Source organism: Myxococcus sp. CA051A (assembly GCF_013336705.1).
In the GTDB taxonomy this organism is placed as follows: domain Bacteria; phylum Myxococcota; class Myxococcia; order Myxococcales; family Myxococcaceae; genus Myxococcus; species Myxococcus llanfairpwllgwyngyllgogerychwyrndrobwllllantysiliogogogochensis.
On sequence record NZ_JABUMS010000009.1, the window covers coordinates 309,242 to 334,512 of the forward strand.

A 25,271-nucleotide genomic window follows, 5' to 3' on the forward strand; every position below is an offset into this window, starting at 1 on the left:
CGGTCAGCCGAGCCGCTTGAGGCGCTCGCGCTCCATCAGGCCCTTCATGAAGAACTCGGCGGCGCGGTAGCTGGAGCGCACCAGCGGACCCGAGGCCACGTAGAGGAAGCCGTAGGACTCGGCCAGCTTCTTGTACGACTCGAACTGCGCCGGGGTGACGAAGCGCTCCACCCGCAGGTGGTACTGCGAGGGCTGCAGGTACTGGCCCAGCGTGAGCACGTCCACGCCCACTTCACGCAGGTCCTTGAAGGTCTGCTCCAGCTCCGCGTCCGTCTCGCCCAGGCCCACCATGACGGACGTCTTGGTGTAGAGGCCCTCGGGACGGTTCTTCAGGTACTCGAGCACCTTGAGCGACTGGGCGTACTTCGCGCGGCGGTCTCTCACCGTCGGCGTGAGGCGCTCCACCGTCTCCACGTTGTGGGCGACGACGTGCGGCTTGGCCTCGGCCACCGTGGTCAGGTCCTTCTCCACGCCCTTGAAGTCGGGGATGAGCACCTCGACGATGGTGCGCGGGCTCTCCCGGCGCAGCTCGCGGATGGCGGAGGCGAAGTGGCTGGCGCCGCCGTCCGGCCGGTCATCCCGGTTCACCGACGTGACGACGATGTACTCCAGGTCCATCTCCTTGACGGCCTGGGCCAGATGGATGGGCTCCATCGGATCCAACGGCGGGGGCGCCCCCACCTTAACGTGGCAGAAGCGGCACGCGCGCGTGCACACCTCACCCATCAACATCACCGTGGCCGTGCCACCGCCCCAGCACTCGGCGATGTTCGGGCAGCGGGCCTCTTCGCAGACGGTGGCCAGCTTCGTGCGCTTCACGATGGCCTTGACCCGCTCGTACCCTTCGCCGTGCGGCAGCCGGACCTTCAGCCAGTCCGGCTTGCGGGTGGTCTCAGTCACCTGGGGCAGCGGGAACCGATCAGGAGTCGCCATGGGTCGCGGGCCTTCTATGGTTTGGGCGGAAGACGTTCAAGCCTGAAGCCTCTAACGCGAGGCGTCAGCTCTGGCAGGCCCTTCGCGCGCGTCGCTTTCCTACTAATGATCCCGCTCCGGCCGGGCAGCCCCGGACCTGGGCACCGGAGGGCCTGGATGTCCCGACTTGGGCGCCGCTGCCCCGACGGCGTGCCAGTCCATCGCTGGCCCTCCTGGTGTGCAGGCATCCTGGCCACCTGCCCCAGCGGACGCCGGACATGGAAAGGCCGTCCTCGGAACCACGCTCCGGGACGGCCTGACCTTCGACGAGCCTGGGCCTAGAAGTGGCGGGGGTGACCCAGCGTGGCCTCGGCGCCCTCGTGGACGATTTCCGAGAGCGTCGGGTGGGCGTGGATGGTGCCCGCCAGTTCCTCGGTGGTGATCTCCAGCTTCAGCGCGACGCACGCCTCGGCCAGCAGCTCCGTGGCGTGGGGCCCGATGATGTGGATGCCCAGCACCTCGTCGTACTTCTTGTCGGAGACGATCTTGATGAGGCCGGTGGCCTCATTGGTGATGGACGACTTCGTCACCGCGCCGAACGGGGCGTTGCCAATCTTGACGTCGTAGCCGCGCTCCTTGGCCTTCTTCTCCGTCAGGCCCACCGAGGCGACCTCGGGGTAGCAGTACGTGGCCGACGGGGTGAGGTCGTAGTTGATGGGCTGCGGGTTCTTCCCGGCGATGTGCTCCACCGCGAGCACGCACTCGGAGCTCGCCATGTGGGCCAGCATCGGCGTGGGGATGACGTCGCCCACGGCGTAGACGTTGGGCTCGCTGGTGCGCAGCATCGCGTCGACCTTGATGTAGCCGCGCTCCGTCTTGATGGACGTCTTGTCCAGGCCCACGTCCTCGGTGACGGGCGAGCGGCCGACGGCGGACAGCAGCAGCTCCGCCTCCAGCGTCTTCGTCTCGCTGCCAACCTTCATGGTGACGCGCACGCCGTCCGCCGTGTGCTCCACCTTCTCCACCGCGGAGCCGGTGTGCACGTCGATGCCGCGACGGCGGAAGAGCTTCTCCAGCTCCTTGGAGATGTCCGCATCCTCGATGGGGAGCAGCGCGGGAAGGAACTCCACGATGGAGGTCTTGCTGCCCACGTGGTTGAAGATGGAGGCGAACTCACAGCCGACCGCGCCAGCGCCCAGGACGATGATGCTCTTGGGGATGCGCTCGAGCTGCAGGATGGAGTCGCTGTTGAGCACGCGCTTGTGGTCCACCGGCACGTTCGGCAGGGACTTGGGCACCGAGCCCGTCGCGATGATGATGTTCTTCGCGTCCAGGACCTGCTTGGAGCCGTCCTCGGCGGTGACTTCCACCTTGCCCTTGCCGGCGATGCGGCCGTGGCCCTTGATGACCGTCACCTTGTTCTTCTTCATCAAGAAGTCGATGCCGTTGGCACCCTTGGTGACGACCTTGTCCTTGTGCTTCATCGCGTTCGGCCAGTTGACCGTCGGGCTCGACAGGTCGATGCCGAAGTCCCCTGCCTCCTTGACGTGGTGGAACAACTCCGCCGTCCACAGCAGGGACTTGGTGGGGATGCACCCGCGGTGGAGGCAGGTACCGCCCAGACGCTTGTCCTTCTCGATGATGGCCGTCTTCAGCCCGAGTTGCCCCGCGCGGATGGCACCCACGTAGCCGCCAGGGCCCGAACCGATGATCACCACGTCGAACGTCTCAGCCACGCACGCCTCCGTCATTATTTGCGGATGGAACCCGGTGGGGCTGATAACCCCCGCTCCCGGTCGGAATCAAGGAGATTGCTCGTGCGCCGTTTCCCGCTCAGAACCCTCCTCCTGATGCTCGTGGCGCTGCTCGCCTTCACCCGCCTGTGGTGCGTGACGCACCAGGATGAGACGGCCGGGGCCTCGCCCGCGAGCTCCCCCACCCGGGACGCCACCGCCACGTCCCCCGCCTCCCCCTCGCCGCTTCCCCCCTCTCCTGAGTGCCGCGCGGTGGAACGGGCCCTGGACGCCACCCTGCGCGCCCCCGACGAGCCCACCGTCGTGGCCGAGGCCCGCAAGCGGCTGGACGCCTGTGACAAGCCGCCCCCGCGCGCCTGTGAGCTGGGCGGAGCGCTTTCCGCCCGAGCCCCCTTCACCCAGGGGGCGGACACCCCCATGCGGGGGCTGCTCGCCGCCCTCTGCGAGCGCTGTCCCTCCAGGGTCAACGCCTGCGCGCAGACCGTGGCCCGTGCGCTGCTGGACACCGCCGTCGGTCAACCGCCGAACATCCCCGAGCTCCAGTGGAGCCTGGAGCACGCGGGCCCAGGCACCCCGGCGGCCTGTGATTCCATCGTCCGACTGGGGCTCGCCCCCGCCGCCCAGGCCTCCGTCGACCTGCCCCCCACCGTGCGCACGCTCCTGGATGGACTGGTGTCCCGCTGCGCGAGCGCGGACCTGCTGCCGCTGTCCGTGCTGCGCGCGGCCGCCGCCCAGCAAGGCGCCCGGGCCCCGGCGCTGCTCACGGCGGCCAGCGCGAAGCCGGTGGAGACCGCGCCGGTGAAGCCGGATCAGCTCCTGGGGGCCCAGCCCGCGTTCCAGGCGTTCGATGGAGACCTCCTCACGGGAGTCCCGGTGAGCAACGCGAGGCGGGGCACGCGCTGGTCGGCGGACGGAGCGCTGCGCGCGGGCTACGCGCCCACGCTCAAGCACCTGGTGGGGTTCCGTGTCCGGGCGCAAGGCCCGGGCTCCCTGCGAGCCATCGTCCGCACGCCGAAGGGCGTGGGCTTGAATGATCCAGAGGGAGGCTTCTCGTTCGTCAATCCCACCGTGTGCCAGTTTCGTGGCACGGGCGAGTGGGAGACCTGCAACCCCGCCGCGCCCCTGGTCGAGGTGGACGCGGTCAGCGTGTTCCCCGAGAGCGCGGACGGCAAGCTCCTGGAGCTGGAGATCCTCGGCGCGCGCTGAGCGCCGACGGCGTCAGGCGACCAGGCCACGGTCCTTTGCGAGCTGGAAGATGGGCGCCGCGTCCTTCTTCAGGACGGCGCTGACGTCCTTGACGATGGACTCGCCCGACTTCGCGACCGAGAGGAAGTTGTCGAAGGTCCGGGTGAGGATGAGCACGCCGGAGATGATGACGCGCTGGAGGTTGTGTTGCAGGTCCGTGCCCTCGTAGATGAGCCACGCCTGCTCGACACACGTCTTCCTCGCATCCACGAGGAAGTTGTTGAGGATGGTGCGCTCGTTCGCGTCGGGAACCTTGGACTTCGGGCTCACGGAACCAATGTAGATGAGACGCGAGTTGAGCCGCGTCGAGGCCTCCTCCATCTGAGCCAGCATCGCCGCGACGTCCTCCTTGGTCGGAGGATTCTGCCAGCGGGAGAAGATGACTCGGTCGATGAGCTCTGCCTTGTACGTGGTGGGGCCGTTCACGATGCCTCCGGTGAGGCGGACGGTTTCGATGCCAAGAAGCGCCCGGCCGGCGTTCTCCACAGCGCCGCGCGTCTGGATGTGTAGCAGGAACACTCCTTTCGTTGAAGAGAGTCACTGCTGCACGCGATCACTCCACCGTCGCAATCCTGCTGTCCGTATGCAGCCGTGACGGACAAATCCATCCGGGTCGACGCTGACACGGCCTGAAAATGGGGTTTGATACGTGGAATGCCCTGATAGCCCTGTGTCCTTCTCACGCGAGGTGAGCCTCGCTCATCCAGCATTGCCGGGAAGTTTTGGCTTCGCGGCACGACGTGCGAGCACGGCCTTCACGTCTTCCAGGGAGAGCCCGAGCGGCCTCACCGCGACGAGGAGGTGGTAGAGGAGGTCGGCTGCCTCCTCGGCGGCGCGTCCGGCGTCCGCATCCGCGCAGGCCGTCACCAGCTCCGCGGCCTCCTCGCCCAGTTTCTTGAGACGCAGGTTTCGGTCCGCGAGCAGGCGGCGCGTATAGCTGGTTTTTTCGCCCGGGGCATCGGGTCGGGTCGCGCGCTCGGCGAGGGTGGCATCCAGCGCGGCCAGCGCGTCTCCCCCTCCGGGACCGAAGCACGTGGTCTCGCCGGTGTGACAAGCCGGCCCGGCTTTCTCGACGCGGGCCAGGACCGCGTCACCGTCGCAGTCCGCGCGCAGGGACACCACCTGCTGCGTGTTCCCGCTGGTGGCGCCCTTGTGCCAGAGGCCACGCGAGCGCGAACGGTAGTGCATCTGCCCCGTGGCGAGGGTGCGCTCCAGTGCCTCGCGGTCCGCGTGCGCCACCATCAACACATCACCGGTGCGCGCGTCTTGAGTCACCACCGTCACCAGGCCACCGCCCTTGGTGAAGTCGAGTCGGTCCAGGTCCAGAATCACGTGGCCTCCGTCGCGCCCAGGCGCTCACGGGTGAGTGTGGCCAGGGCCGCGTTGGTGGCGATGCCGTTGCCACCGAAGGAGGTCCGCCGCCCGGTCCAGTCGGTGAAGACGCCTCCGGCTTCTTCGATGATGGGTTGGAGCGCGGCGGCATCCCAGGGCGAGAGCAGCTCGTCCACCATGACCTCCGCTCGGCCCGTGGCCACCAGCAGGTAGCCGTAGCAATCGCCCCAGGTGCGGGAGATGGCCGCGTCGAGGGTGAAGCGGCGCCAGGCTTCTCCGCGCTCGGGATGCTGACGGAAGCGCTCGTCCGTGGAGAGCACCACCGCGCGAGACAGGTCCGCCTGCTCGGACACTCGCGCGCGTTTGTCGTTCCAGAAGCAACCTTCCCCTGGCGCAGCCACCAGCAGCTCACTCACGGCGGGGAAGTACGCGGCGCCCACGAGGATGCGCTCCCCTTCCGCCAGTGCCACCAGGGTCCCCCATAGAGGTACGCCCCGGATGAAGGTCTTTGTTCCATCGATGGGGTCCAGGATCCATCGGCGCCGCGCGCCCGGCCGTGTCTCTCCGAACTCTTCCCCGAGGATGCCGTCGTCCGGAAAACGTGCGTCCAGCCATTCGCGTGCGGTCTGCTCCGCCGTGCGGTCCGCCACCGTGACGGGCGTCCCGTCGCTCTTGGTATCCACTGCGATACCACCGCGGAAGTAGCCCAGCGCCACGTCCCCGGCCTTGCGCGCGACTTCGGCCGCCGCCTGCATCAAGCCCTGTGCACTCGTCATGTCGTGCTCCGGATGGGAAGGCCGCTGAAGGCGCTCGGCGCCACGTCTCCCGAATTGCGTGCGACTTCCGCGGCCTGCATCAAGCCCTGTGCGCTCGTCATGTCGTGCTCCGGATGGGAAGGCCGCTCGCTCGGAGCAGCGATTTGATGGCCCCTACCGTGGTGAGCCCATCGTGAAGGATGCCCGCAACGAGCGCCGCGTCCGCGCCGCCACGCGTGAGTCCGTCCCGCACGTGCTCCGCGTTACCCGCCCCTCCGGATGCGATGACGGGCACGTCCACCGCGTCCGCCACCGCGCGCGTCAGCTCCAGGTCGTAGCCCGAGCGGGCACCGTCCTGGTCGATGCTGGTGAGGAGCACTTCACCCGCACCTCGCGCCACACACTCACGCGCCCAGGCCACCGCCTCCAGCTCCGTGGGCTTGCGCCCACCATGCGTGTGGACACGCCAGCGCGAACCCTCTTTCCGAGCGTCGATGCTCGCCACCACGCACTGCGCTCCGAATCGCTCCGCGCACTCCGTGAGCACCTCCGGCCGGGCCACCGCCGCCGAGTTGATGCTCACCTTGTCCGCGCCAGACCGAAGCGCACGGCCCACGTCCTCCACCGTGCGGACGCCTCCCCCGACCGTCAACGGGATGAACAGTCGCTCCGCCGTGCGCCGCACCAAATCCCAGAGCGTGTCACGCTCCTCGGCGCTCGCGGAGATGTCGAGGAACGTCACCTCGTCCGCGCCCTCCTGCTCATAGCGCAGGGCCAACTCCACCGGGTCTCCCACGTCACGGAGACCCTCGAAGCGAACACCCTTCACCACCCGGCCGCCCTTCACGTCCAGACAGACGATGAGTCGTCGCGTCAGCATCAGAGCACCTCCAGGGCCACGGAGCCCTTCATGCTGAACACGGTGCCGGAGTCCACCATCGCATCCCGCAGCGCGAGCCCCAGTGCCTTGAACGCCGCCTCGGTGACGTGGTGACTGTCCTTCCCTCGCAGCACCCGCAGGTGAAGCGTCACCTTCGCGTGCTCGCAGAACGAGCGCATCCAGTGCTCGTAGAGCCGATTCTTCAGCGGCCCCTGGTAGAAGAACCGTCCGCCCGCGTCGAGGCACGCCTGCACCAGCGCGTCATCCATGGGCACCGTGCGCTCCGCGAAGCGGGCCGCTGTCGCCGGAATCACCCGCTGCACCGCCGTCCCCAACGTAATCGCCACGTCCTCCATCAGGTGGTGCGTGAGGTCGCCACGAGCGTGCAACTTCAAGTCGAGCCCCGCGTAGCGCGCGAAGGTGGAGAGCATGTGGTCGAAGAACTTGAGCCCCGTGTCCACCTGCGTGCTCCCCCGGCCCACCGACAGCTCCACGCGGATCCGCGTCTCCTTCGTCTCTCGAGTGACAGTGGTCATTTCGCGAACTCCAGCGCGACGTCGCGCGCATCCAGCCGCCCCGTGTACAGCGCCATCCCAATGACCGCCCCGTACGCGCCCACCGAGGCCAGCGCCCTCAAGTCTTCCAGCGTCGTCACGCCGCCCGACGCGTAGAGCCGGTGACGGCTGCGAACCACCACCTCGCGCATCAGCGACAGGTCGACGCCCTCGAGTTGCCCCTCCTTGTGGACCGCGGTCACCAGCAGGCCACCGAGCGGCAACGGCTCCAGCGCCGCGAGCACATCGCCCACCGTCATGCCACTGCCCGCCGTCCAGCCTCGCGTCACCACCTCGCGACCTCGCACGTCCGCCGCAACCACCACGCGGCCTGGATGGCGGCTCGCGACGTCGGCCAACCACGCCGCGTCCTCGATGGCCCGAGTCCCCACCACCACGGCCGAAGCGCCCCCTTCCAGCAGCGCCTCCACCCGCTCCAGCTCTCGCACACCCCCGCCCACGGTGAATGTGAGCCCCGGCTCGTGCGCGGTAAGTCGCGCCACGGCCTCGGCATTGGAACCCCGGCCCAGCGCCGCATCCAGGTCGACCACGTGGAAGGTCCTGAAGCCGAAGGCGCGCCAACGAAGTAGCGCCTCCAGCGGGTCCTTCACCCGAACCCGCTCGTCTTCATACGAACCTCCGACAAGCTGCACGCACGCGCCTTCGCGCAGATCGATGGCGGGAATCGCCCTCATGACGCCACCTCCCGCAAGAAGGCCCGCACGAAGGCGACACCCGAAGACGAAGACTTCTCGGGATGGAACTGCACGCCCACCACCCGGCCGCGTCGAACCACCGCGGGGAAGCGGTCCTCCTCGTGAGTCGTCCACCCCGTCACCACCGACGTGTCCTCCACGCGGCAGACGAAGCTGTGCGCGTAGTACGCGGTGTCCAGCTTCGCCCCCGACAACGTGCGGTCGCCCTCCACCTGGTTCCAGCCAATCTGCGGCACGCGTCGCGACGTCAGCCGCGTCACCCGTCCGGCGAAATAGCCCAGGCCCGCGCCCTCTCCCTCGTCGCTCGAATCGAACAGCAACTGCATGCCCAGGCAGATGCCCAGGCAGGGCAGGCCCTTCTCCAATGCCGAGCGCATCGCATCCCGCCCGGGCGCCAGTCGCGCCGCCGCCGAGCCAAAGGCGCCAACACCGGGCAGCACGAGCACATCCGTATCGACCGCACGCGCCGGGCTCTCCTCCACGCGAACGTCGACGCCCTCCTCCGTGGCAAGGGCCTTGGTCAGCGAGTGCAGGTTGCCAGCGCCGTAGTCGAACAAGGTGACTCTCATCGCAAGGACTCCCGCAGCGCCACGAGCGCCGCCTCCAGCAAGGGCCACGGTCCACTGCCGATTCGGAGCGCATCTCCGACCCCGGTCAGCCCCTGGAACGCCCTCACGTTCACGTCACGCTCCCGCATCCGCTCCGCAACCCCAGGCGCTCCTGGCAGCGGCACCATCAGGAAGTTGCCCTCGGACGGCAGCGGCTTCAGCCCCAGCGCCACCAGCGCGCCCCGCAGGCGCTCCCTGTTCTCCACCGCCTCCTCCACCCGAGCACGCACCCAACCCGCGTCCTCGCGCAGCACTGCCACGGCCATCGCTTCCGCGAGCGTCGTCAGCTTGTACGGCCCCCGTGCCTTCTCGACCTCCGCCACGAGCTTTGGGTGGCCCACCGCCCACCCCACGCGCATTCCCGCGAGCCCGAAGGCCTTCGAGAACGTGCGCGTCACCAGCACGTTCGAGCACGTGCGCGCCAGGTCCAGGAAGCCGGGCCCGCGCGCGAAGTCGGCATATGCCTCGTCGATGATGACCAGCCCCGGCGCGCGCTCCACCACCCGCTCCACCGCCGCGCGCGACAGCACCGTGCCCGTGGGGTTGTTCGGTGAGCACAGGTAGATGACCTTCGCCCCCGTGGACACCAGCCACTCGGGCTCCACGTCGAAGTCGGCGCGCAAGGGCACCGCCGCCGTCCGCAGTCCGTTCACCTGCGCGAACAGCGGCATCATCACGAACGTCGGGTCTTGAAACACGAGCAACTCACCCGGCTCCAAGAACGCTCGCAGCGCGCTGTCGAGGACGTCATCGGAGCCGCAGCCCGTCGTCACGCACTCGGCTGTCACGCCAAGCTGCTCGGCCAACACGCCGCGCAGGTCGGGCGCATAGCTTCGGGGATAGCGCGAGAGCGACTCCAGGGAGGACTCGCGCAGCACTCGCTCCGCGGCGGGAGGCACCCCGAAGAGGTTGGTGTTGTCGCTCAGGTCCACGCGACAGGGTCGCTTCGCGGGCGAATACAACGGGATGTCCCGATAGGATGCACGCGTGGGAATCATTCGGCCCTCCAGGCCCGCGCGGCGTCCGCGTGCGCGAAGAGGCCCTCACTGTCCGCAAGCAGTCCCACGTCGTCCGCCAATGCCTGGGACGCCGCGCGCTCCACGCGCTGGTAGGTGGTCCATCGGTAGAAGTCGAGCAGGTTGAGTCCTGAGTAGGCCCTCGCCAGCCCCGCCGTGGGCAGCACGTGGTTGGAGCCCGTCATGTAGTCGCCGTAGGCCACCGAGGAGCGCTCCCCGAGGAAGACGGTGCCCGCGTTGCGCACTCGCGCCAGGTCCGCCGAAGGCGCGGCGGTGGCGAGCAGCAGGTGCTCCGGCGCGAAGTCCGCGACGAAGGGCCACGCCTCCTCCAGCGACGCCACACTCAACACCGCGCCCCGTGAGCGCAGTGCGGCGGCGACAATCTCCTCGCGCTTCGTACCCAGTGACAGGCGCCGCACCTGCTCCGCGATGGCCTCCGCCACCCCCTCGCCTCGCGCCACCGTCACGCAGGCCGCATCCGGGTCGTGCTCCGCCTGCGCCAGCATCTCCCGCGCCACCGCGTCCGGACTCGCCGTCTCGTCCGCGATGACGAGGATTTCACTCGGCCCCGCCGGTGCTTCGATGGCCACCGCCCCCACCACCTGGAGCTTCGCCTCCGCCACGTAGGCATTGCCCGGCCCGACGATGCGGTCCACCCGGGGAACACTCTCCGTGCCGTACGCCATCGCCGCCACCGCGCCCGCTCCGCCCAGCGCGAAGACCCGGTCCGCGCCCGCCAGCACCGCCGCCGCCAACACGCTCGCGTGTGGCAGACCGTCCGGCCCCGGAGGCGAGCAGACGATGACCTCGCCCACCCCCGCGACCTTCGCCGGCACCACCCCCATCAACACGCTGCTCGGATACACCGCCCGGCCTCCCGGTGCGTACACTCCGACGCGGCCCAGGGGGTCCGGCCTCCGGCCCACCAGCACACCAGGCTCCGTCTCCACTTCCACCGCGCGAGGCCGCTGCGCCTCGTGCGCCCGCGCGATGTTGCGCGCCGCGCGTCCCAGGGCCCGCGCCACCGACGGGTCCAATGATTCGAGCGCCTGCTCACAACGCGCGCGGGGGACCTCCAGTGCGGACAACTCCGCGCGGTCGAACTGGCGCGCCATCTCGAAGAGCGCCCAGTCCCCATCCAGCCGGACCCGGGCGATGAGCTCCCGCACCCGGGCGGAGATGCGCGCGTCCACATCCCCGCCTCGCTGCAACAATCGGAGCCGGTCCTCGCGGGACAGGCTGGCCAGCGGTCCGCGATAGCGGAGGAACGAAGGAAGCGGCGTCATCACGCCACCAGCCTTTCGATGCGCGTGACGAGGATGCCCTCGCAGCCCAGGGCCTTCAGGGCGTTGACGGTGCGGTAGATGGTCTTCGCCGCCACCACCGCGTGCACCGCGACGAACGTCCCTCCGTCCAGCACATCCACCACCGTGGGGCCATTGAGTCCGGGCAGCACCTCGCGAACCCCCGCGAGCGAGTCCCTGGGGACATTGGCCATGAGGTAGCGCTTGCCCCGCGCCGCCAGCACCGAGCCCAGCGCCAGCTTCAGCTCATCCAACCGCTTGCGCGCCTCCGGGACGTTCGTCTTGCTCGACACCAGTCGCGCGCTGGACTCCAGCACCGTGGCCACCTCGCGCAGGCCGTTCATCTTCAGCGTGGAGCCCGTGGACGTCAGGTCCACCACGATGTCCGCGATGCCCAGGTGAGGAGCAATCTCCGCCGCGCCCGAGACGGGAACCACGGTGATGCTCTGCCCTCGCCGCGCGAAGTAGTCCTGCGTCAGCCGGGGGAAACACGACGCCACCCGCATGCCGTCTCGCACGTCGTTGGAGTGGGTGATGCCGCTCTCCTCGCGCGCCGCCACGACGAGCCGGCACTTGCCGAACTCCAGGTCCATCAGGTGCTCGAGCTCCCGCCCCGCCTCGCTCACGAGATCCCATCCCGTGACACCCGCATGCGCCGCGCCGTCCGCGACGAACTCCGGGATGTCCTGGGCGCGCACGAAGATGGCCTCGAACTCGCCGCCGAGCGACGCGGTGAGTGCGCGCTCTCCTCTGCCGCGCACCTCCAGGCCCGCATCGTTGAAAAGTTCACGAACCTCTTCGGAAAGGCGGCCTTTGTTGGGAAGAGCGATCTTCAGCAACATGGGTAGACCTGCTGGGGGCTGCGGGGGAAACGAAGGCCGCGCGGAAACGAAAAAAGGCCCGTCCGGGGGAGGACGGGCCTTCATTCGCTGCGGCAGGTGCCGGGAGGGTGGTGCGTCTAGTGGCTCACCCAGGCATGCGCGTGGCGAACGGTCCCGTCGGGGCCGAGCCGATGATGCGCATGATGGGGATGCACGGAAGAGAAACGCACGGCCCCATCAGTAATGGCAAAGGCCCCCGCCGTCAACCCGACCTCTGGGCTCCCTGTCCAAGTCGCTTGCAAACCCTCGACGGGGCGAGCAGGAAAGAAGTCCATGCGAGTTTCGGACGTCATCATCGTGGGTGGGGGAATCATGGGCTGCGGCATCGCGCTGCGGCTGCGGCAAGCCGGCGCGCGCGTCACCGTGCTGGAGCGCTCCATCCCCGGCGCGGAGGCCAGCAGCGCCGCCGCCGGCATGCTCGCTCCACAGATGGAGTCCGACGGACCCGGCCCCTTCCTCGAGCTGTGCCTGAAGAGCCGCGCCCTCTATCCCGCCTTCGCCGACGAGCTGCGCGAGCTGTCCGGCGTGGACATCGCCTACCGCCCCAGCGGCGTCCTCAAGGTCGCCTTCAGCGAAGCGGCGGTGCAGCACGTGGAAGCCACCGTGCTGTGGCAGCGCGGCATGGGCCTGCGCGCGGACGTGCTCGACGGTGCCCAGGCCCGCGCATTGGAGCCGCGCCTCTCCTCGAAAGCCGTCGCCGCCGCCCACTTCCCGGATGACCACCAGGTGGACAACCGGCTCCTCGTCCGCGCGTTGACGATGGCCGCCGCGCGCGTGGGCGCCGAGTTCCGAAGCGGCTACGTGCGCGGCATCGTCCACGAAGCGGGCCGCGCGGTGGGCGTGGACCTGGATGGCGAGGTGCTGCGCGCGGACGCGGTGGTGCTCGCCGCGGGCTCCTGGTCCTCGCTCGTCCAGGGCGCGGGCGTGGAGGCGAAGGCGGTGCGCCCCGCGCGTGGGCAGATGATTCAGCTCCAGACGCGCCTTCCCCTGCTCCAGCGCATCCTCACGTCGGAGAAGGGCTACGTCGTCCCCCGCGCGGACGGCCGCGTCATCGCCGGCAGCACCATGGAGCTGGTGGGCTTCGACAAGCAGGTGACTGCGGCGGGCCTGGCCCGCATCCTCGACATGGCCCTGGAGCTGTGCCCGGAGCTCGGGTCCGCCCCCATCACCGAGACGTGGGCCGGCTTCCGCCCCTGGACGGAGGACAAGCGGCCCTACCTCGGAGAGGGCCCCACCCCGGGCCTCTTCCTCGCCACCGGACACTTCCGCAACGGCATCCTCCTGGCCCCCATCACCGCGAAGCTCGTGGCCGAGGCCGTCCTCGGAGAGCGGACCACCCTGGACCTCGCGCCTTTCCGCCATGACCGCGCGAGTACGAGGGCCCAGGCCTGAAGGCTCGACTTCCTCCCAGGACCCGTCCACGCCTGCCCGGCCGCCCTCCCTCCCAGGGTCGTCTTCCGGACCAGCGCACTGGACTGTCAACCTGCAAGTGGAGGAAGGTGGTAATTTCCCTGACTCATTCGCCATTGAAACCCGGAAACCTTTAGAATCTCCCGCCGTGGAAGCCATCCCCCCTGCCCCACCCCGAATCCTCATCGTCGACGATGACGACTCTGTCCGAGACGTCATCTCCGTCCTCCTGCGTGAAGAGGGCTACAACTGCGTCGTCGCGAGCGGCGCCGAGATGGCGCTGGACGTGGCTGGCGAGGAGGACACCCCGCTCGTCATCAGCGACATGAAGATGCCGGGCAAGGACGGCCTCTGGCTGTTGGAGAACCTGCGAGAGCGACTGCCGGACACGTCCGTCATCATGCTCACCGGCTATGGCGACACGGAGTCCGCGGTGGACTGCCTGCGCCGGGGCGCGGTGGACTACCTGCTCAAGCCACCGAAGCTCACCGACCTCATCCGAGCCATCGAGCGCGCGCTCGCCAAGCGCCGCATCGAGATGGCCCGCAAGCGCTACCAGAAGAAGCTGGAGCGCAAGGTGAGAGATCGCACCGCGGAGTTGCGCAGCGCGCTGCACAACATCGCCAACACCTACCAGAACACGCTCCTGGCGCTGGTGGCCGCGCTGGACGCGCGCGAGCACGAGACGAGCGACCACTCGCAGCGCGTGGTCAGCTACACGTCCGCCATCGCCGGCCGGATGAGCATCTCCGGCAAGGACCTGGAGGAGATTGGCCGCGGTGCGCTCCTGCACGACATCGGCAAGATTGGCGTGCCGGACGCGGTGCTGCTCAAGCCGGGCAAGCTCACGCCGGACGAGTGGCTGGAGATGCGCAAGCATCCGGAGATTGGCTTCCAGATGATCCAGGCCATCCCGTTCCTCTCCACGCCCTCCGCCATCGTCCTGTCGCACCAGGAGCGCTGGGACGGCGCGGGCTACCCGCGCGGCCTCCAGCGGCAGGAGATCCACATCGGCGCGCGCATCTTCGCCGTGGCGGACACGCTGGACGCGATGACGAGCGACCGGCCGTACCGCAAGGGCACCTCGTTCGCGAACGCCATCCAGGAGATCCGCCGCTGCGCCAACACCCAGTTCGACCCGGAAGTCGTCCGGGCGTTCCTGGACATCGGTGAAGAGGGCCTCATCCGCATCAAGGAGGAGATGGCGCTGCGGAAGCTCAATCTTCCCGTGGCCGAGCAGGAGGCGAACGAGGCCGAGGCGGAGCTGGCGCGTCTGACGGACCTGGACGATGACCTGGAGCCCGCGCCGGTCGCCCCGCGTGCCGCCCCGAGCGAGCCCGTCGAAGTGAAGGTGCCGATCATCCGGTCGGCCACGGGCAGCGAGGGCTGAGCCCTCACGCTGGGGGGATTGAGATGAACGTCCCCCTGGCGGCTGTTATGAGGTCAGGCCGCCCGTGACGACGCCCGCACTCCAGACGGATCCGCTCGCCCCTCCCCTGCTGGATGCGCAGGGGCGCCGCATGACGTACCTGCGGCTGAGCATCACGGACCGCTGCAACTTCCGCTGCACGTACTGCTCTCCCGCGTCCTGGGGCGGTAAGAAGGACCTGCTGAACGCGGAGGAGCTGGGACGCATCGCCGGCATCTTCGCCGCGCTGGGCATCCGCCGCGTGCGCCTCACCGGCGGTGAGCCGCTCATCCGTCCGGACATCCTGGAAATCGCCCGGCGCATCGCCAGCATCCCAGGCGTGCGGCACCTGGCCATCACCACCAACGCCAGCCACCTGGAGGCCCTCGCGGCCCCGTTGCGCGAGGCCGGTGTCGACCAGCTCAACCTCAGCCTGGACACGCTGTCCCCGGAGACGTTCCGCCGCATCTCCAAGCAGGGGGACTTCGACGCCATCCTCCGGGGCATCGACGCGGCGGCGGCCTCCCGCTACGCCTCGCTCAAGCTCAACGTCGTGGTGATGCGGGGCGTGAACGACGGCGAGGCCCGCGCGCTGGTGGAGTATGCGCACGCGCGCGGCATCACCCCGCGCTTCATCGAGCTGATGCCCTTTGGCCAGGGCGTTCCGGTCCCCACCGCCGAGCTGATGGACCGGCTGCGCGGCGAGGGCCTGGACCTCTCCGCCGAGCCCGAGGAGACAGGCGCCGCCGCCGACTCCGTCACCTCCGGTCCCGCGCGCTACTGGAAGGCGCCAGGTGGCCGCGTGGGCTTCATCTCGCCGCTGACCCAGAACTTCTGCGGCGGGTGCAACCGCGTGCGCGTGGCCTCGAATGGCGACTTGCGCAGCTGCCTGGGCGGCCGCGCACAGGCGCCGCTGCATCAGCTCATCCGGGGTGGGGCCACGGACGTGGAGCTGGCACGGGCCATCCGCGCTGCCCTGGGCGACAAGCCCGAGGGCCACCGCTTCACCGAGCCCGGCAACGGCGCCACGCTGCTGTCCATGATGGGCATTGGCGGCTGAAGGCCCGCACGGGCGCCATGCTGCTGTCCATGATGGGCATCGGCGACTGAAGGCCCGCCCCACCGGCGCCACGCGGCTGTCCATGATGGGCATCGGCGGCTGAAGGCCCGCACCGGCGCCACGCTGCCACCCAAGCGGGGCCGAGGCCGCGCTGCCGCGTCGCGAGGATGCACCCGAGTGCTGGCGCTCGCGCGTCCCCTGAAAAGACGACGGGCGGGCCCACGCGCTCGCGCCTGGCCCGCCCGAGTGGCCGCGGGCTCCCCGAAGGGAGCCGCCGCCGTGCCGACTACTTCACCAGCCGGATGGCGAACGGGTACCGGTACAGCTGCCCCTCGTTCGCCTTCAGCCCGCCGATGATGCCGAACACCAGCGCCAGGATGCCGACGATGGGCAGCAACACCAGGCCGATGCCGATACACGACGTGGCGACGCCGACGAGGCCGGCGATGAAGAGGGTGATCTGGAAGTTCAGCGACTCCACCGAGTGCTCGCGAACAAAGGACGACTCCTTGCCCTTGGTCAGCATCAGCACCAGCGGAACCGCGAAGCCCAGGCCCACGAAGTTGGCCAGGATGGTTCCCATGTGGGCGATGAGCCCCATCGTCTTCTCATCCTGGGTCGGCATCGGCGTGCCGGTGATGTACGAACCCACTTGCTCCCGCGGCGGAGTCTCCATGAAGTATCCCCTCCAGATAATCGAGGGCGCGTGCACCGCGCCCATGCCTGCCTAACATGACATGCACCCACTCTCATTGTCACGTCTCGGACAGGTGATGTAGCAGGTCGTTTGACGCCCTCGATTCCTGGCTTCGTGGCTCAGCGATACAACTCGCTGCCTGCCTTCCGGAATTCCTCACTCTTCTGTTCCATCCCCGAGTCGAGCGCGGTGGCGTCGGTGACGCCCAGCTTCTCCGCGTAGTCGCGAACATCCTGGGTGATTTTCATGGAGCAGAACTGGGGCCCGCACATGGAGCAGAAGTGGGCGACCTTGGCGCCGTCGGCGGGCAGCGTCTCGTCGTGGAAGGCGCGGGCGCGCTCGGGGTCCAGGGAGAGGTTGAACTGGTCCTCCCAGCGGAACTCGAAGCGGGCCTTGGAGAGCGCGTTGTCGCGAGCCTGAGCGCCCGGATGCCCCTTGGCCAGGTCGGCGGCGTGCGCGGCGATCTTGTACGTGATGACGCCTTCCTTCACGTCGTCGCGGTCCGGCAGCCCCAGGTGCTCCTTCGGCGTCACGTAGCAGAGCATCGCGGTGCCGAACCAACCAATCATCGCCGCGCCAATGCCGCTGGTGAAGTGGTCATACCCCGGCGCGATATCCGTGGTGAGGGGCCCCAGCGTGTAGAACGGCGCCTCGCCGCACACCGCCAGCTGCTTCGTCATGTTCTCCTGGATGAGGTGCATGGGCACGTGGCCCGGGCCTTCGATCATCGTCTGCACGTCGTGCTTCCAGGCGATCTTCGTCAGCTCGCCCAGCGTCTCCAGCTCGCCGAACTGCGCCGCGTCGTTCGCGTCGGCGATGGAGCCCGGCCGCAGCCCGTCACCCAGACTGAAGCTGACGTCGTACGCCTTCATGATCTCGCAGATCTCCTCGAAGTGCGTGTAGAGGAAGTTCTCCTGGTGGTGGGCCAGGCACCACTTCGCGAGGATGGAGCCGCCCCGGCTGACGATGCCCGTCAGTCGCTTCGCGGTGAGCGGCACGTAGCGCAGCAGCACGCCGGCGTGGATGGTGAAGTAGTCCACGCCCTGCTCGGCCTGCTCGATGAGCGTGTCGCGGTAGATCTCCCACGTGAGGTCCTCCGCCTTGCCACCCACCTTCTCCAGCGCCTGATAGATGGGCACCGTGCCGATGGGCACCGGCGCGTTGCGGAGGATCCACTCGCGCGTCTCGTGGATGTTCCGGCCCGTGGACAGGTCCATCACCGTGTCCGCGCCCCAGCGGATGGACCAGACCATCTTCTCCACCTCCTCCTCGATGGAGGACGAGACGGCGGAGTTGCCGATGTTGGCGTTGATCTTCACCAGGAAGTTGCGGCCGATGATCATCGGCTCCAGCTCCGGGTGATTGATGTTCGCGGGGATGATGGCGCGGCCCCGGGCAATCTCGTCGCGCACGAACTCCGGGGTGATGACGCGGGGGATGGACGCGCCCCACGAGTGGCCCGGGTGCTGCGCGGACAGCGACGCGTCCATGCGCAGGTTCTCTCGCAGCGCCACGTACTCCATCTCCGGGGTGATGATGCCGCGCCGGGCGTAGTGCAACTGGGTGACGTTGACGCCCTGGCGTGCCACGCGGGGCTTGCGGCGATGGCCGAAGCGCAGCCCCGCGAGCCTCGGGTCCGCCTCGCGCTCCTTGCCGTAGTCGGAGGTGATTCCCGCCAGCTCCTCCGTGTCATCGCGACGCAGCACCCAGGCCTCGCGCGTGGCGGGCAGGCCCTGGCGCAGGTCGATTCGCGCCTCCGGGTCCGTGTACGGACCGCTGGAGTCATAGACGAGCACGGGGGGATTCGACGTCACCCGGGCATCCGCGCCCGGTCCGTGCCGCGTGGGGGTTTGACTGATTTCCCGCACGGGGACTCGCAAGTCGGGGTGCAGCTCCCCACTCACGAACACCTTGCGCGAGGCTGGCAGGGGGCCCTGGCTGATGCCTTCGAGCACCTTGCCATCGACCTTGAGGCTTCTGGACGCTCCGCTCATCTCTCTCTCCTCGAGGACGGGCGGGAAGGCAGACGGAAGCCCCCAGGGGGTTCCGGGCCGCTTCCCTCCGCCGGTATGACCCGGTTCAGGTTCCAAGGGTTGGCCGCGCCACGCGGCCGTCTCAGCCCCTTACGAGGGGCACCCCTAGCGACTGGGTGAGCATCTAGCGCACGCCGGGACCGGCTTCAACCTGCCCGGTGGCCAGGGCTGGAAGCACTCCAGTCAACACCGCTCGCGCAAGGAATGCGGGGCACCACACGAAGGCGCAAACCTTGCGTGTACAGGGCACCGAAATCGCCGTAGCCCGAGGGAATCCGGGCTGGCCCCTTCCATGCAACGGCCCCCGGGAGTTCCACCTATCTACCGGAGAGCGCCACATGCAGATCGTCGGAGAGCTGATGACGCGCGAGGTGGTCGCGCTCAAGGAGACCCAGAACCTGGGCAAGGCGGAGGAGCTGCTGCGCCTGCACCGCATCCGGCACCTCCCCGTCGTCCGACAGGGAAAGCTCGTGGGCCTCATCACCCACCGAGACCTGCTGAGGGCCGCGGCCACGCACGCGACGGACCCCGCCGCGCAGCCGCTGTGGGCCGCCGACATCATGACCCGGGACGTGACGACGGTGACGCCCGAGGCGTCGCTGCGCGATGCCGTGGTGCTGATGTTGCGCAACAAGTTCGGCTGCCTTCCCGTCGTCGGGCAGGACGGCGCGCTGCTCGGCATCGTCACCGAGGCGGACCTGGTGCGCTACGCGCAGCACCTCATCGAGGACAAGGACCGCCGCGAGCTGGCGAGGGAATTCAACGCGTAGGTCCCTCCTCCCCGCGTCCCTTGCAATGACCTCCCCACTCGCCTCGACACACGCAGACGCCGAGGCCCTGTCGACCAGCCTTCCCGAGGCCACCGTCGCGCCGTCGTCACGGCGTCGCTGGACCCGGCCCGTGCTCGCGCTGGTGGGCCTGGTCGCGGTGGCCGGGCTCGCGGGCTTCGGCGTGGACGGCGAGGTGGCATCGCGCACGGTGCTGGTGGCGGGCGTGTGCCTGGTGCTGTGGCTCACGGAGCTGGTGCCGCCCTTCGTGCCCACCCTGCTCCTGCTGGGCGCCACGCCGGTGGTGCTCGGTCCGCTGGGGCCGGAGTACCGGCTGTCCTCCGTGCTCACCTGGGGCGTGGACCCGGTGCTCATCCTGTTCCTGGGTGGCTTCACGCTGGAAGTCGCGGCCATGCGCCACGGCCTCGACTCGGCGGTGGCGCGGCACGTCGTGCGCCTGTCGCGAGGCCGGCCCCGCCTCCTGCTGCTCCTCGTCATGGGCGGCGTGGCCTTCCTCTCCATGTGGATGTCCAACGTGGCCGCAGCGGCGATGATGCTCGCCGCGCTCAGGCCCGTGCTGCTCGCCTCACCTCCGGGCACGCCGCTGCGGCCCGCCCTGCTCGCGGGAGTCGCGTTGGGCGCAAACCTGGGCGGCATGGCGACGCCCGTGGGCAGCGGCCCCAATGCCCTCGCGGTGTCCGCCGCGAGCGCTCATGCGCACGTCACCTTCGCGGGCTGGATGGCGTTCGCCCTGCCCCTCACGGTGTTGATGCTGCTGCTCGGCTTCGGCCTGGTGCTCCTGCGCTTCCGCATGGGAGGTGCGCTGACCTTGCCCGCACAGCCCGCCCGCACGCTCGATGCCTCCGGCCGACGCGTGCTCGCGGTGAGCGCCGCCTGCGTGGCAGCCTGGCTGTCGGAGCCGCTCCACGGCGTGCCCGCACCGGTCGTCGCCCTGGGCGCCACCGCGCTGCTGTTCGGCACCGGGCTTCTCAAACGCGAGGACCTGGGACGCCTGGACTGGTCCACCCTGCTGCTCATCGCCGGAGGGCTGGCGCTGGGAAAACTCCTGGAGCAGTCGGGCCTGGTGGCCCACGCGCTCGATGGCGCCCGGCTGGAGGCGTGGCCGCGCGAGGCGAGACTGGGGGCGCTGGTCATCGTCGCCGCCGGCCTGTCCGCGCTGATGAGCAACACCGGCACCGCCGCGCTGCTGATGCCCCTGGCCCTGAGCGTGGAACCCTCCGCGTCCACGCCCATCCTCGTCGCCATGGGGTGCTCGTTCGGCATCCCCTTCGCCATCAGCACCCCGCCCAACGCGATGGCCGCGGGCGAGGGGCTCGACACCTCCGAGCTGTTGAAACTGGGGCTTCCCCTCATGGTGGCCGGTTGTCTGCTGGTCAGCTGGACGGGCCCCCTGGTGCTACGTCTCTTTGGCCTGCCATGAGTTACCCTCGTCCGCCCGTCCGGGACTTCAGGGCGAATCCCCGGTCCACCATGAAGCACCTTCGCGGCACACGGGTTGTAAGGGCAATGCCGGAACAGGGCCCGGCGGAAGGAGCGCCCATGACGTCCGTGACCGTCACTGAGTACGAAACGCGTCTGTATTGGCAGGGCGAGCGAGGTGCCGTCCTGACGAGCGACCGTGCGCCGCCCGTCCCCATCGGCTTGCCGCTCGTCGAGCAGGGCCCAGCGGACGATGGACGCTGGGCACCGGAGACCTTGCTGGTGGGCGCGGTGGAGGGGCGCACGCTGCTGGCCTTCCTGGAGCGCGCACGCGAGGCGGACGTGACTGTCCTCTTCTACCAGAGCTGCGCGGTGGCCCGCGTGGTGAGCGGTCCCGGCCAGCCACCCCACCTCACCGACCTCATCGTCCGTCCCCACGTGGCCGTGGCCACCGACCTGGACGCGGAGGTGGTGCGCCTCATCTTCTCCGAGCTGCCCGCCCACTGCTTCCCCAGCTCGGTCATCCAGATCGCGCCGCGCATCGAAGCGGTGGTGGAGACGTGGCACGCCCGCGCCGCCAGCCCCCGTGCGAAACCCGACGCCTCCCACTTGAAGCCCATCCCGGTCCTCACCCTTCCCTGACACCTCGAGCCCCCCTTCCATGTCCGCACAGCGCATCCTGGTCGTCGACGATGAGGACAATGCCCGCAGAGCCATCGCCACCATCCTGAACGAGGAGGGCTACGACGTGGCCGAGGCCGCCGACGGCGCGGAGGCCCTGGCGCGCGTGTCGGACTTCTCCCCCGCCGTGGTGCTCACCGACGTGCGCATGCCCCGGATGGACGGCCTCACCCTGCTGCGCGCCGCGCGCGAGCAGGGCAGCGACGCGACGTTCGTCATGATGACGGCCTTCGCCAGCGTGGAGATGGCCGTGGAGGCGATGAAGTCCGGCGCGGACAACTTCCTGCTCAAGCCGCTGGACGCCGACCAGGTGCTCGTCATCCTGTCCAAGGCCCTGGAGAAGCGCAGCTTGCGCCGCGAGGCGGAGGCCCTGCGAGACCAGGTCCGCACGCGCGTGCGGCGCTTCCACGACATCATCGGCGAGTCACCGCAGCTCCAGGGCATCTACGACGTCGTGCGCCGCGCGGCGAGCACCCGCGCCACGGTGCTCATCCTCGGCGAGTCCGGCACCGGCAAGGAGCTCATCGCCCAGGCGCTGCACCAGGAGTCGCCCCGCCGCGACAAGCCCTTCATCCGCGTCCACTGCGCGGCGCTGTCGGAGAACCTGCTGGAGAGCGAGCTGTTCGGCCACGAGAAGGGCTCCTTCACCGGCGCCCTCGCGCGCAAGGAAGGCCGCTTCGAGCTGGCCGACGGCGGCACCCTCTTCCTGGACGAAATCGGGGAGATCTCCCCCACGGTGCAGGTGAAGCTGCTGCGCGTGCTCCAGCAGCGCGAGCTGGAGCGCGTGGGCGGCACCCAGACGCTCAAGGTGGACGTGCGCATCGTCGCCGCGACGCACCGGGACCTCGCCGCGGAGGTGAAGGCGGGCCGCTTCCGCGAGGACCTCTACTACCGGCTCAACGTGGTGAGCGTGACGCTGCCGCCGCTCAGGGAGCGCAAGAGCGACATCCCCGCGCTGGTGAACCACTTCCTGGAGAAGTACGGCGAGGCCTACGGCAAGCACGTGCGCGGCCTGGCGCCAGGCACGCTCCAGGCGCTGCTCGCGCACGACTGGCCGGGCAACATCCGAGAGCTGGAGAACGCCATCGAACGCTCCGTGGTCCTCACCCAGGGCCAGGAGCTGGCGACGGACGACCTGCCGCCCGTGCTGCGCGGCCCCCGTCCCACCGGCACGAGCCAGGGCGCGCTCATCCCCGGCGCCACGCTCGCGGCCATCGAACGCGAGGCCATCCTCCGCACCCTGGAGATGGTGCAGGGCTCCACGTCGCGCGCCGCGGAGGTGCTCGGCATCAGCGTGCGGAAGATTCAGTACCGCCTCAAGGAGTACGGCGCCCAGGCCGACGGCGCGCCCCCGAAGCCCGACGCCGACGAGCTCCCCGGAGACCTCGCCGCCGAGTCCTGACGCGAAGCCGGACACCGACGCGCGGGCGACGCGGTGTTCCATGACGGGCATCTACGACGTCCGTCGTTGACAGTTACGACGTACGTCGTAATACTTTCGCGAATGATGCCCGTTCCACCGCAGCCGACGCGCGCCGAGCTGGCCATCCTCCGTGTCCTCTGGCAATTGGGGCCCAGCACCGTACGTCGGGTGCATGAGTCGCTCCGGGACACGCAGGACAAGGACACCGGCTACACCACGGTCCTCAAGCTCCTGCAGAACATGACGGAGAAGGGGCTCGTCCAGCGCGATGAGAGCGAGCGCACCCATGTCTACGAAGCGGCCCTGAGCCAGAAGCGCACGCAGCGCGACTTGCTGCGGGACTTGATGGACCGGGCCTTCGGCGGCTCCGCGTCCAGCGTGGTGGCCCAGGCGCTTTCGATGAAGCGGGCCTCCGCGGAGGAGCTGGCGGAGATCCGGAAGCTGCTCGACGAGCACGAGAGGCGGGGGAAGTGATGGACGTGCTGGACTCGCTGGAACAAGCCCTGCTCGCCTTCGCCTGGCAGGGCGCGGCGGTGGCGCTGGTGGTCGCGGGGTTGCTGGCCCTGATGTCGCGCCGCTCGGCGCGGGGCCGCTATGTCGTCGCCTGTCTGGGCCTGCTGACCATGGCGCTGCTTCCGCTCGGCACGTTCCTGGGCGCGCTGTGGGGGACGTCGGTCCCCGTGACTCCGACGTCGGGCGGCCTGTCCGCGGAGATGCTCCTGTCGGCGACGCTGCCTCCGGGCACCTCGCTGGTGGACGTGGCGTCTCCGGCGACGGTGGCGGCCAGCACCTCCTGGTTGGAGCTTGTGCGCCCGTGGCTGCTCCCGGCCTGGTGCTGCGGCGTGCTGCTGCTGTCGGCGCGGATGGTCATCTCCTGGTACGCGGCCCAGCGGCTGTCCCGACTGCACACCCAGGAGCCCGCCGCTGCCTGGCGTGACGCGCTGGCACAGGCGCTCACGCGGCTGAGCCTGACGCGCCCCGTCCGACTGCTGGCGTCCGCCCGCGTCGACGTGCCCCAGGTCATCGGCCTGTGGCGCCCCCTCATCCTCGTCCCCGCGGGCGCAATCGTTGGCCTGACACCCGCGCAGTTGGAAGCGGTGCTCGCGCATGAGCTCGCGCACATCCAGCGCCACGACTACCTGGTCAACCTGCTCCAGGCCCTGGTGGAGACCTTCCTGTTCTACCACCCCGCCGTCTGGTGGCTGTCCCACCGCATTCGCGAGGAGCGCGAGCACTGCGCGGATGACCTCGCCGTGCAGTCCTGCGGAGACGCGTTCCTCTATGCGCGCGCCCTCGCGCTCATCGAACAGCTCCGCGCGCCGCCGTCCGCCCTGCTCGCGCTCGGCGCGGATGGGGGTTCGCTGCTCGCGCGCATCCGCCGGCTCCTGGCCGTGCCGGAGCCCCGTGCCCCGCGCAGGTCCTGGCGGCTGGTCAGCGGACTGGGGGGCGCCGCGCTCGCCGTTGCCCTGGGCACCTCCCAGGTCCCCCTGCCTGCGATGGCCGTGCCGCCCACCTCCAACACCGCCTCCACCGAGGCCTCGCCCGTCTCGAATCACGAGCGCGCCTTCGAGATCGAGGAGCCCCGGGTCCACCGGCCCCTCGTCGCGCCCACGCCGCGAGTCATCCCGGCCAACCTCACCTCCACCGTGAGTCGTCCGGTCCGCGCGGCGGCCAAGGCCCCGACGAAGAAGGCCCGCGAGCCCAGCCCGCGTCCGCTGCTCATCCCGGACACGGAGGGGATTGTCCGCACGGAGCTGTCCCGCACGCCGTATCCGCTCGACGCGGAGCCGGCCGACCCCGCCGTCGCCATCGACAGCGTGCCTGTCGCCCCCGTCCAGGTGGCGGAAGCGGCGCCGGAAATCGCGAAGCCCACCCCGACGCCTCCGCCGCCCTCCACCAGGCCCATGCCCGAGGAGGATGGCGTCTTCACGCTCGGCCCTGGCATCACCCCTCCCCGCTTCCTGACGGGGCGCAGGCTGCACTTCGCGGACCTCACCCAGAACATACGCTCGCGCGTGAACGCCGTCCCCAAGGGCGCGGTGGTCACCCGCTGCACCATCACCGCCGAGGGCACCGTCACCGACTGCAAGTCCCTCCAGAGCCTCTCCGGCCTGGAAGACGGCATCATCCGCACGCTGACCACGTGGCGCTACGAGCCCGCGATGCTGGATGGCAAGCCCGTGCCCGTGCACTACGAGTTCGACGTCTGGTTCACCAACGAGCCCGGCGGAGGCATGGACGAGCGTCGTCAGGTCGCCAGCGCGGACAAGCCGGGACAGCGCGCGGACGGCTCCAACCAGAGCGCCTGCATCCTCTGCGCGAGCGCCGCCTCCACCACCCTTGTGACTCCGCCCGTCGGCTTCTGAGCGTCGACGGGCTTGCTCCCGGTGCGCGC

General features: G+C 69.6%; 24 protein-coding genes and 1 riboswitch. Of the genes, 10 read left to right on the forward strand and 14 right to left on the reverse strand.

The window, feature by feature from the left end:
• Nucleotides 1-3 precede the first annotated feature (3 nt).
• The gene (lipA, locus tag HUA74_RS26170; RefSeq protein ID WP_174456725.1) at nt 4-933 is read right to left on the reverse strand and encodes a lipoyl synthase; all 930 of its coding nucleotides are present in this window, start codon (nt 931-933) and stop codon (nt 4-6) included.
• 317 nt (nt 934-1,250) lie between these two features.
• On the reverse strand, nt 1,251-2,648 hold the full coding sequence (lpdA, locus tag HUA74_RS26175) for a dihydrolipoyl dehydrogenase (protein WP_174456726.1): 1,398 nt from the start codon (nt 2,646-2,648) through the stop codon (nt 1,251-1,253).
• Nucleotides 2,649-2,729: 81 nt separating this feature from the next.
• Here lpdA and HUA74_RS46460 point away from each other — a divergent pair, with 81 nt between their 5' ends.
• Nucleotides 2,730-3,872: a hypothetical protein gene (locus tag HUA74_RS46460; RefSeq protein WP_371817309.1), complete on the forward strand. Its 1,143-nt coding sequence runs from the start codon at nt 2,730-2,732 to the stop codon at nt 3,870-3,872.
• Nucleotides 3,873-3,884: 12 nt separating this feature from the next.
• Here the strand turns inward: HUA74_RS46460 and HUA74_RS26185 are convergent, their stop codons facing one another.
• The 10 genes from HUA74_RS26185 to hisG form a co-directional block, all read right to left on the reverse strand.
• The gene (locus HUA74_RS26185; protein WP_141647391.1) at nt 3,885-4,337 is read right to left on the reverse strand and encodes a DofB protein; all 453 of its coding nucleotides are present in this window, start codon (nt 4,335-4,337) and stop codon (nt 3,885-3,887) included.
• Nucleotides 4,338-4,610: 273 nt separating this feature from the next.
• The gene (gene hisIE / locus HUA74_RS26190; protein ID WP_174456864.1) at nt 4,611-5,240 is read right to left on the reverse strand and encodes a bifunctional phosphoribosyl-AMP cyclohydrolase/phosphoribosyl-ATP diphosphatase HisIE; all 630 of its coding nucleotides are present in this window, start codon (nt 5,238-5,240) and stop codon (nt 4,611-4,613) included.
• On the reverse strand, nt 5,240-6,019 hold the full coding sequence (gene hisN, locus HUA74_RS26195; RefSeq protein ID WP_174456728.1) for a histidinol-phosphatase: 780 nt from the start codon (nt 6,017-6,019) through the stop codon (nt 5,240-5,242). The genes hisIE and hisN overlap by 1 nt, the downstream gene beginning before the upstream one ends.
• A gap of 97 nt (nt 6,020-6,116) precedes the next feature.
• Nucleotides 6,117-6,881: an imidazole glycerol phosphate synthase subunit HisF gene (gene hisF / locus HUA74_RS26200; protein ID WP_368773779.1), complete on the reverse strand. Its 765-nt coding sequence runs from the start codon at nt 6,879-6,881 to the stop codon at nt 6,117-6,119.
• Nucleotides 6,878-7,414 (reverse strand): imidazoleglycerol-phosphate dehydratase, encoded by a 537-nt coding sequence (locus HUA74_RS26205; protein ID WP_174456729.1) that lies wholly within the window; start codon nt 7,412-7,414, stop codon nt 6,878-6,880. Before HUA74_RS26205 ends, hisF begins: the two co-directional genes overlap by 4 nt.
• Nucleotides 7,411-8,127 (reverse strand): HisA/HisF-related TIM barrel protein, encoded by a 717-nt coding sequence (locus HUA74_RS26210; protein WP_174456730.1) that lies wholly within the window; start codon nt 8,125-8,127, stop codon nt 7,411-7,413. Before HUA74_RS26210 ends, HUA74_RS26205 begins: the two co-directional genes overlap by 4 nt.
• Nucleotides 8,124-8,717 carry an imidazole glycerol phosphate synthase subunit HisH gene (gene hisH, locus HUA74_RS26215; protein ID WP_174456731.1) on the reverse strand — a complete coding sequence of 198 codons (594 nt, stop codon included), beginning with the start codon at nt 8,715-8,717 and terminating at the stop codon, nt 8,124-8,126. The genes HUA74_RS26210 and hisH overlap by 4 nt, the downstream gene beginning before the upstream one ends.
• Nucleotides 8,714-9,754, reverse strand: coding sequence for a histidinol-phosphate transaminase (locus tag HUA74_RS26220; RefSeq protein WP_174456732.1), 1,041 nt, complete (start codon nt 9,752-9,754; stop codon nt 8,714-8,716). The genes hisH and HUA74_RS26220 overlap by 4 nt, the downstream gene beginning before the upstream one ends.
• Entirely contained in the window at nt 9,751-11,058 is a 1,308-nt protein-coding gene (gene hisD / locus HUA74_RS26225) for a histidinol dehydrogenase (protein ID WP_174456733.1), read from the reverse strand. Before hisD ends, HUA74_RS26220 begins: the two co-directional genes overlap by 4 nt.
• Nucleotides 11,058-11,918, reverse strand: a complete 861-nt coding sequence (gene hisG / locus HUA74_RS26230) for an ATP phosphoribosyltransferase (protein WP_141647382.1) — start codon at nt 11,916-11,918, stop codon at nt 11,058-11,060. The genes hisD and hisG overlap by 1 nt, the downstream gene beginning before the upstream one ends.
• 312 nt (nt 11,919-12,230) lie before the next feature.
• Between hisG and thiO the strand changes: the two genes are divergently transcribed.
• From thiO to moaA, 3 genes are all read left to right on the forward strand, one after another.
• Nucleotides 12,231-13,349, forward strand: coding sequence for a glycine oxidase ThiO (gene thiO, locus HUA74_RS26235; RefSeq protein WP_174456734.1), 1,119 nt, complete (start codon nt 12,231-12,233; stop codon nt 13,347-13,349).
• A 166-nt stretch (nt 13,350-13,515) separates the two neighbouring features.
• Complete coding sequence (locus tag HUA74_RS26240) at nt 13,516-14,757, forward strand: HD domain-containing phosphohydrolase (protein ID WP_174456735.1); 1,242 nt, start codon at nt 13,516-13,518, stop codon at nt 14,755-14,757.
• A gap of 64 nt (nt 14,758-14,821) precedes the next feature.
• Nucleotides 14,822-15,835 (forward strand): GTP 3',8-cyclase MoaA, encoded by a 1,014-nt coding sequence (moaA, locus tag HUA74_RS26245; protein ID WP_174456736.1) that lies wholly within the window; start codon nt 14,822-14,824, stop codon nt 15,833-15,835.
• Between the two features lie 286 nt (nt 15,836-16,121).
• Here moaA and HUA74_RS26250 read toward each other — a convergent pair whose 3' ends face one another.
• A complete protein-coding gene (locus HUA74_RS26250; RefSeq protein ID WP_141647378.1) occupies nt 16,122-16,511 on the reverse strand; it encodes a DUF4870 domain-containing protein in 390 nt (129 codons plus the stop codon).
• A gap of 140 nt (nt 16,512-16,651) precedes the next feature.
• Nucleotides 16,652-18,526 carry a phosphomethylpyrimidine synthase ThiC gene (gene thiC, locus HUA74_RS26255; RefSeq protein ID WP_141647377.1) on the reverse strand — a complete coding sequence of 625 codons (1,875 nt, stop codon included), beginning with the start codon at nt 18,524-18,526 and terminating at the stop codon, nt 16,652-16,654.
• A 45-nt stretch (nt 18,527-18,571) separates the two neighbouring features.
• Nucleotides 18,572-18,682: riboswitch (TPP riboswitch) on the reverse strand.
• Between the two features lie 221 nt (nt 18,683-18,903).
• Here thiC and HUA74_RS26260 point away from each other — a divergent pair.
• From HUA74_RS26260 to HUA74_RS26285, 6 genes are all read left to right on the forward strand, one after another.
• On the forward strand, nt 18,904-19,335 hold the full coding sequence (locus tag HUA74_RS26260; RefSeq protein WP_174456737.1) for a CBS domain-containing protein: 432 nt from the start codon (nt 18,904-18,906) through the stop codon (nt 19,333-19,335).
• Nucleotides 19,336-19,360: 25 nt separating this feature from the next.
• Complete coding sequence (locus HUA74_RS26265; RefSeq protein ID WP_174456738.1) at nt 19,361-20,773, forward strand: SLC13 family permease; 1,413 nt, start codon at nt 19,361-19,363, stop codon at nt 20,771-20,773.
• A gap of 119 nt (nt 20,774-20,892) precedes the next feature.
• Complete coding sequence (locus tag HUA74_RS26270; protein ID WP_174456739.1) at nt 20,893-21,414, forward strand: OsmC family protein; 522 nt, start codon at nt 20,893-20,895, stop codon at nt 21,412-21,414.
• 19 nt (nt 21,415-21,433) lie between these two features.
• Complete coding sequence (locus tag HUA74_RS26275; RefSeq protein ID WP_174456740.1) at nt 21,434-22,855, forward strand: sigma-54 dependent transcriptional regulator; 1,422 nt, start codon at nt 21,434-21,436, stop codon at nt 22,853-22,855.
• Between the two features lie 105 nt (nt 22,856-22,960).
• Entirely contained in the window at nt 22,961-23,350 is a 390-nt protein-coding gene (locus HUA74_RS26280; protein ID WP_141646159.1) for a BlaI/MecI/CopY family transcriptional regulator, read from the forward strand.
• On the forward strand, nt 23,350-25,242 hold the full coding sequence (locus HUA74_RS26285) for a M56 family metallopeptidase (protein ID WP_174456741.1): 1,893 nt from the start codon (nt 23,350-23,352) through the stop codon (nt 25,240-25,242). The genes HUA74_RS26280 and HUA74_RS26285 overlap by 1 nt, the downstream gene beginning before the upstream one ends.
• Nucleotides 25,243-25,271 lie beyond the last annotated feature (29 nt).

What these genes read in the sequence shown, in the direction of transcription:
- lipA (WP_174456725.1), bottom strand. Translation starts at nt 933, where the DNA reads ATGGCGACTCCTGATCGGTTCCCGCTGCCCCAGGTGACTGAGACCACC.
- hisN (WP_174456728.1), bottom strand. Translation starts at nt 6,019, where the DNA reads ATGACGAGTGCACAGGGCTTGATGCAGGCGGCGGCCGAAGTCGCGCGC.
- HUA74_RS26205 (WP_174456729.1), bottom strand. Translation starts at nt 7,414, where the DNA reads ATGACCACTGTCACTCGAGAGACGAAGGAGACGCGGATCCGCGTGGAG.
- HUA74_RS26210 (WP_174456730.1), bottom strand. Translation starts at nt 8,127, where the DNA reads ATGAGGGCGATTCCCGCCATCGATCTGCGCGAAGGCGCGTGCGTGCAG.
- hisH (WP_174456731.1), bottom strand. Translation starts at nt 8,717, where the DNA reads ATGAGAGTCACCTTGTTCGACTACGGCGCTGGCAACCTGCACTCGCTG.
- HUA74_RS26220 (WP_174456732.1), bottom strand. Translation starts at nt 9,754, where the DNA reads ATGATTCCCACGCGTGCATCCTATCGGGACATCCCGTTGTATTCGCCC.
- hisD (WP_174456733.1), bottom strand. Translation starts at nt 11,058, where the DNA reads ATGACGCCGCTTCCTTCGTTCCTCCGCTATCGCGGACCGCTGGCCAGC.
- hisG (WP_141647382.1), bottom strand. Translation starts at nt 11,918, where the DNA reads ATGTTGCTGAAGATCGCTCTTCCCAACAAAGGCCGCCTTTCCGAAGAG.
- thiO (WP_174456734.1), top strand. Translation starts at nt 12,231, where the DNA reads ATGCGAGTTTCGGACGTCATCATCGTGGGTGGGGGAATCATGGGCTGC.
- HUA74_RS26250 (WP_141647378.1), bottom strand. Translation starts at nt 16,511, where the DNA reads ATGGAGACTCCGCCGCGGGAGCAAGTGGGTTCGTACATCACCGGCACG.
- thiC (WP_141647377.1), bottom strand. Translation starts at nt 18,526, where the DNA reads ATGAGCGGAGCGTCCAGAAGCCTCAAGGTCGATGGCAAGGTGCTCGAA.
- HUA74_RS26260 (WP_174456737.1), top strand. Translation starts at nt 18,904, where the DNA reads ATGCAGATCGTCGGAGAGCTGATGACGCGCGAGGTGGTCGCGCTCAAG.
- HUA74_RS26265 (WP_174456738.1), top strand. Translation starts at nt 19,361, where the DNA reads ATGACCTCCCCACTCGCCTCGACACACGCAGACGCCGAGGCCCTGTCG.
- HUA74_RS26270 (WP_174456739.1), top strand. Translation starts at nt 20,893, where the DNA reads ATGACGTCCGTGACCGTCACTGAGTACGAAACGCGTCTGTATTGGCAG.
- HUA74_RS26275 (WP_174456740.1), top strand. Translation starts at nt 21,434, where the DNA reads ATGTCCGCACAGCGCATCCTGGTCGTCGACGATGAGGACAATGCCCGC.
- HUA74_RS26280 (WP_141646159.1), top strand. Translation starts at nt 22,961, where the DNA reads ATGCCCGTTCCACCGCAGCCGACGCGCGCCGAGCTGGCCATCCTCCGT.
- HUA74_RS26285 (WP_174456741.1), top strand. Translation starts at nt 23,350, where the DNA reads ATGGACGTGCTGGACTCGCTGGAACAAGCCCTGCTCGCCTTCGCCTGG.